Below are 4,736 nucleotides of genomic sequence, written 5' to 3'. Positions count from 1 at the left end.
GTCGCGTCGGGACATCGTGCGCGGCTGCCCTTTCCACAATGCCGCCGTCGAATCGGCAGGAGCATTGCGCAGCACCGACGAAATTGTGCGGGCACACAAGCTGGAGTTCACCCGCCGCTTGGTCGCTGTCGCGCGGGAGGCCGGCGCCACCGATCCGCAACTGTTGGGCCAGCAATTGGCGGTGCTGTTCGAGGGCGCGACGGCGATGGCGACATCCCTGAACGACACCGCGCCGGTCGTGCACGCCCGTGCCGCCGCGGCCACGCTGATCGACGCCGCGCTGGGCTCTTGACGGCCTCCTCCCAGTCCTGCTAGACATGGCCTGCGGCAGAAATTGGGCGATCGCCCAAACCGGTGAGTGACATCGAGGGAGCATCGATGACCGTCGCCAACGACACCGACGTCTACTACGACCCCTACGACGTCGGCATCATCGCCGACCCGTACCCGGTCTACGGGCGGCTGCGCGAGGAAGCGCCGATCTACTACAACGAGCGGTACGACTTCTGGGCCATCTCAAGGTTTTCCGACGTCGAGCGGGCATTGGCCAACTGGGAGGTGTTCTCTAACCGGCGCAGCGACATCCTGGAATTGATCCAGTCGAAATTCGACATGCCCGGCGGCGTCATGATGTTCCAGGATCCCCCCGAGCACACGCGGCTGCGCGGCCTGATGTCGCGCGTGTTCACCCCGCGCCGGATGGCCGAGCTGGAAGACCAGATTCGGCGGTATTGCGTGCGGTGCCTGGATCCGCTGGTCGGGTCCGGCGGGTTCGACGTCATCGCCGAGCTGGCGTCGATGATGCCGATGCGAGTCATCGGCATGCTGTTGGGAATCCCTGAGTCAGAACAGGTTTCGGTCCGCGACGCCAACGACGCCAACTTGCGCACCAAACCCGGCGCCCCGCTGAAGGTCGCCGACGCAGACTCCATCGCCGACGGCCGGATCTACGCCGACTACGTCGAATGGCGATCCAAGAACCCGTCGGACGACCTGATGACCACATTGCTCAACGTCGAGTTCGACGACGAGCACGGCGTGCACCGCAAGCTGACGCGCAAAGAGGTGCTGCACTACACCCAGGTGGTCGCCGGTGCGGGCAACGAGACCACCGGCCGGCTGATCGGCTGGCTGGCCAAGGTGCTCGCCGAGCATCCGGACCAGCGCCGGGAGGTCCACCGGGACCGGTCGCTGCTGAACCGCACCGTCGACGAGACGTTAAGGTTCGAACCCACAGGCCCCCACGTCGCCCGTTGGATGGCAAAGGATTTCGAGTGCTACGGCAGGACCGTTCCGGCCGGCAGCGCCATGCTGCTGCTGTTCGGCGCCGCCAATCGCGATCACCGCCGCTACGCCGACCCGGACACCTTCAACGTCCACCGGGACAACATCTCGCACATCACGTTCGGCAAGGGCGTGCATTACTGCCTCGGGGCGAACCTGGCCCGCCTGGAGGGCCGCGTCGCGCTGGACGAGATCCTCAACCGCTGGCCCGAGTGGGACATCGACTACGACACAGCTCAATTGGCGTCAACGTCGACGGTCCGCGGCTGGGAGCGGCTGCGGATCGTGCTGCCCTGAGCCTTCGGTGCCGGCATTTCGTAACGGTCCAGGAATCGGTTGACCAGCGCGACGGCCTCGTCGTGGCCGCCGGAGGTACCGAGCGCCTGTTCCAGGATGAGCATGCGGCCGATCGAGGCGATGATGACCGCGATGCCCGCGGGCGGGAATTCCCCTGTGTCCAGGCCGTGTTCGCGCACGATGAAGTTGAGTGCGGTGATTTGCATCTCGCGCCACCGCTCCTGCCAGGCCGAGATCTCCGCCCGGATCTCCTTGCGGTGGTTGGCAAGTCCCATGAATTCCAGCAGCAGACGGGTGTCCTTCGGCGCGACGAGCGTGTCCCACAAGGCGTGCAGGGGGCGGTCGGAGGCCAAGGCTTCCTGTTGCCGGCCCAGGTACGCCGCGGCGCCGCGGCGGAACACGTCCAGGTACAACCCGTCCATCGTGGGGAAGTAGTAATGCACCAGGGCGGATTTGACGCCTGCGACAGCGGCCACCCGCCGCGACGTTGCCGCGGCGTAACCCTCCTCCACCATGACCTGAATCGTCGCGTCGATCAGCGTGTCGCGGGTGGTGGAGTCGCGCGCCTTCGGCCGTTCCGATGCGGTTATTTGGCACCAACTTTCCTTGGGCTTCCCTTGGGCTTTCATTGAGCAAATGCCCAAAATCGCGTAGCTGTCATGCTCGCATTCCGCCTTGCGGCGGTCAAGAAAGGCCGCTCGCTCACCGTCGGCCGCAACACCTGATAGGGATGAGGTGTGGCACCAAGTTTTCAGGACGTCATCGAATCCAAGTACCTGCTGCTGACGACGTTCACCAAGGACGGCCGTCCCAAGCCGACGCCGATCTGGGGTGTGCCCGACGGTGACAAGCTTCTGGTCATCACCGATAACGGGTCCTGGAAGGTCAGGCGGATCAACAACACGCCGCGGGTGACGATCGCGCGCAGCGCTGCGCTGGGCAAGCCCAAGAGCGAACCTGTCGAAGGGATCGCCCGGGTGCTGCCGAAGTCCGAGACGCGGCGGGTCTACAACGCCGTGCTCAAGCGGTACTGGTATCACGCGTGGTGGTTCTACGCGCACTCGATCCTGCGCGGCGGCATCGACAAGGTCCACGTCGGCCTCGAGATCAAGCCCGCCGCCTAGGATTTCGCGGCTACGGGGACGCGGCGCGCAGGGCTTCAAAGGTGTCGGCCAGCGTGTCCCTCGGATCGCGATAGGTGATGCCGAGCTCGCGCTCGCTGGGCGAATCGTCTGACGCCGGCATCTGGGTGTAGTACTGCATCCCGGCCCAGGTGAAGGGCGTATCGAAGGGCAGAAACCGGCCGGCCCGGTCCATCACCGCCCCGGCAACCCGCAGCGCGGTGTCCGGGATCGGCACCGCGACCATCGGCGTCCCGGCGACCTGGCCGAGCAGGCTCGCCAGCTCGGAGGCCGAAACCCGATGCCCGCCCGCGGTGTAGCGACGTGGTCCGCACCCGGGCTCGAGCAGCGCCGCGTGCAGCGCGGCCAGGTCGCGCACGTCGACGACCAACCATGCCGCGCCGCGCCCGGGGATCGCATGCATCTGCACGGCCATGCGGACGCCCTCGCCGGCCTCGCCGAATTGGTTGCCGACCGGCGGACCGAGGACCATGCCGGGATAGGTGATGTTCACCGGGGCGCCGGCGTCCTGAAGGCCGCGAGCATAGATGTCGACCTGCGCCTTCGACGTCCCGTATCCATCCGCCCCGCCCACCACCGGCAGGTCCGCCGTCAGCACCTCCAGGGAGGGATGAAACAGCGCGGTGAAGCTCGACACGTGAACGATGGGATCCAGCCCTAGCTCCACCGACTGGCCGAGGACGTTTTGCGCGCCCTGCATGTTTGTCGCCAGCATCTCATTGGTCTGACGGGGATCGGTTGCCACCAGGGCGGCGCTGTGCACGACGGCGTCGCATCCGCGCAGCGCCTCCCGCACCGCAACGCGGTCGGTGATGTCGGCGACGGCGAAGTCCGACACGTCGACACCCAGCTTGGCGACCGAGGTCTGCAACCGATCGGGATTTCGCACAAGGAACCGGACGGAGTGGCCGGCGTCGGCGACGGCCTTGGCGGTCCACCCGCCGACGAATCCCGTGCCGCCCGTGACCAGAACATGCATGGTGCGATTCTGCACGGGGTTACAAGTGGCTCGCCGCGTAGGTCGCGGCTTGGCCCGTCATACCGTTCACCGAATATGTCGCATGCGCGAAGGCGTCGGTGCCATCACCGCAGATTCCATCGCCCGGGGCGCACAACTGGAGGGTCTTGGGCTGATACAGCGGGCCGATGACGATCACCGGTGCGCCGTATTTCTGCAGCCACGGGCCCGACGGTGTCCCGAACAGCGTGACCGCGGCTACATGGTTCGCGATCTCCGGCGGCATCGGCTGCGGCACCATCGACGCCGGTACGCCAGGCGGTATGGCCGCCGAGGTAACGAAACCGGCGACGGCAGCGCCCTGGGAGTATCCGCCGAGCACCTCCCTGGTCTTGGGACAGTTGGCGGCCATGGACTGGATGTGATTACCGGCGTCACGGATGCCGTCGATGACCGTCAGCGGAAAATCAGGATTGCCGAAGTCGGTGCTGGCTTGGTAATTGACGGGGTAGACGCCGAGCGAGCGCCCGCCGATCTGCCCGCGCAGGGCATCGACGAATGACCCGCCGACGCCGCCGAGACCGGGCGGTTCACCGGAACCGCGGGCGAACACCACCTCGACGTCGGGGCAGGGGTCGGCCGACGCTGGTGCTGGAGCGCCCAACAGTGCAAAGGCGGCTGCCACCGCCGCAACTCCCATGGAGGTCGTGAATCGGCGCATGCTCGTAGTCCTTCGCATCATCGGTGTTCTTTACTGATATTCGACGCCAATGGCGCTCTGGATTGCCGGCAGAAACATTTCGCAATCGCGCTTGCCGATCGCGGCAGAAAACGACCAGCGGGCCGCCGACGGTACCGGCAAACCCGCTGGTCGGTGTCGTGACTACTTCTTGAAGGCGTCTTTCACCTTCTCGCCGGCGTCCTTCAGGCTGGACTTCGCCTGGTCGGCCCGGCCCTCGTTCGTGGTGTCGGCGTCGCCGGTGGCCCGCGCCTCGCCGATGTTCTGCGAAGCTCCGGTGACAACGGCGCGCGCGTCGGGGCTGGGGGCGGGTACC

At 66.5% G+C, this 4,736-nt stretch carries 5 protein-coding genes and 2 pseudogenes; 3 read left to right on the top strand and 4 right to left on the bottom strand.

Going from position 1 to position 4,736, the window contains the following annotated elements; genetic code table 11:
- Nucleotides 1–292: pseudogene (locus tag A5764_RS29005) on the top strand (TetR/AcrR family transcriptional regulator); the annotation flags it as partial.
- Between the two features lie 86 nt (nt 293–378).
- Nucleotides 379–1,581, top strand: coding sequence for a cytochrome P450 (locus tag A5764_RS24490; protein WP_067118558.1), 1,203 nt, complete (start codon nt 379–381; stop codon nt 1,579–1,581).
- On the opposite strand, the gene A5764_RS24485 is transcribed toward A5764_RS24490, so the two are convergent.
- Entirely contained in the window at nt 1,521–2,210 is a 690-nt protein-coding gene (locus tag A5764_RS24485) for a TetR/AcrR family transcriptional regulator (RefSeq protein ID WP_067118555.1), read from the bottom strand. The genes A5764_RS24490 and A5764_RS24485 overlap by 61 nt on opposite strands.
- Nucleotides 2,211–2,318: 108 nt before the next feature.
- On the opposite strand from A5764_RS24485, the gene A5764_RS24480 reads away from it, so the two are divergent.
- Nucleotides 2,319–2,705 (top strand): PPOX class F420-dependent oxidoreductase, encoded by a 387-nt coding sequence (locus A5764_RS24480; protein ID WP_067118552.1) that lies wholly within the window; start codon nt 2,319–2,321, stop codon nt 2,703–2,705.
- 10 nt (nt 2,706–2,715) lie between these two features.
- On the opposite strand, the gene A5764_RS24475 is transcribed toward A5764_RS24480, so the two are convergent.
- From A5764_RS24475 to A5764_RS29590, 3 genes and pseudogenes are all read right to left on the bottom strand, one after another.
- Complete coding sequence (locus A5764_RS24475; protein ID WP_067118563.1) at nt 2,716–3,702, bottom strand: SDR family NAD(P)-dependent oxidoreductase; 987 nt, start codon at nt 3,700–3,702, stop codon at nt 2,716–2,718.
- A 19-nt stretch (nt 3,703–3,721) separates the two neighbouring features.
- Nucleotides 3,722–4,420 (bottom strand): cutinase family protein, encoded by a 699-nt coding sequence (locus A5764_RS24470; protein WP_067118561.1) that lies wholly within the window; start codon nt 4,418–4,420, stop codon nt 3,722–3,724.
- 240 nt (nt 4,421–4,660) lie between these two features.
- Nucleotides 4,661–4,736: pseudogene (locus A5764_RS29590) on the bottom strand (hypothetical protein); the annotation flags it as partial.

The sequence above is a fragment of the Mycobacterium sp. 852002-51057_SCH5723018 genome (assembly GCF_001667035.1).
In the GTDB taxonomy this organism is placed as follows: domain Bacteria; phylum Actinomycetota; class Actinomycetes; order Mycobacteriales; family Mycobacteriaceae; genus Mycobacterium.
The sequence above is the reverse complement of the archived record's forward strand: the minus strand, read 5'-3'. Positions and strand labels throughout refer to the sequence as shown.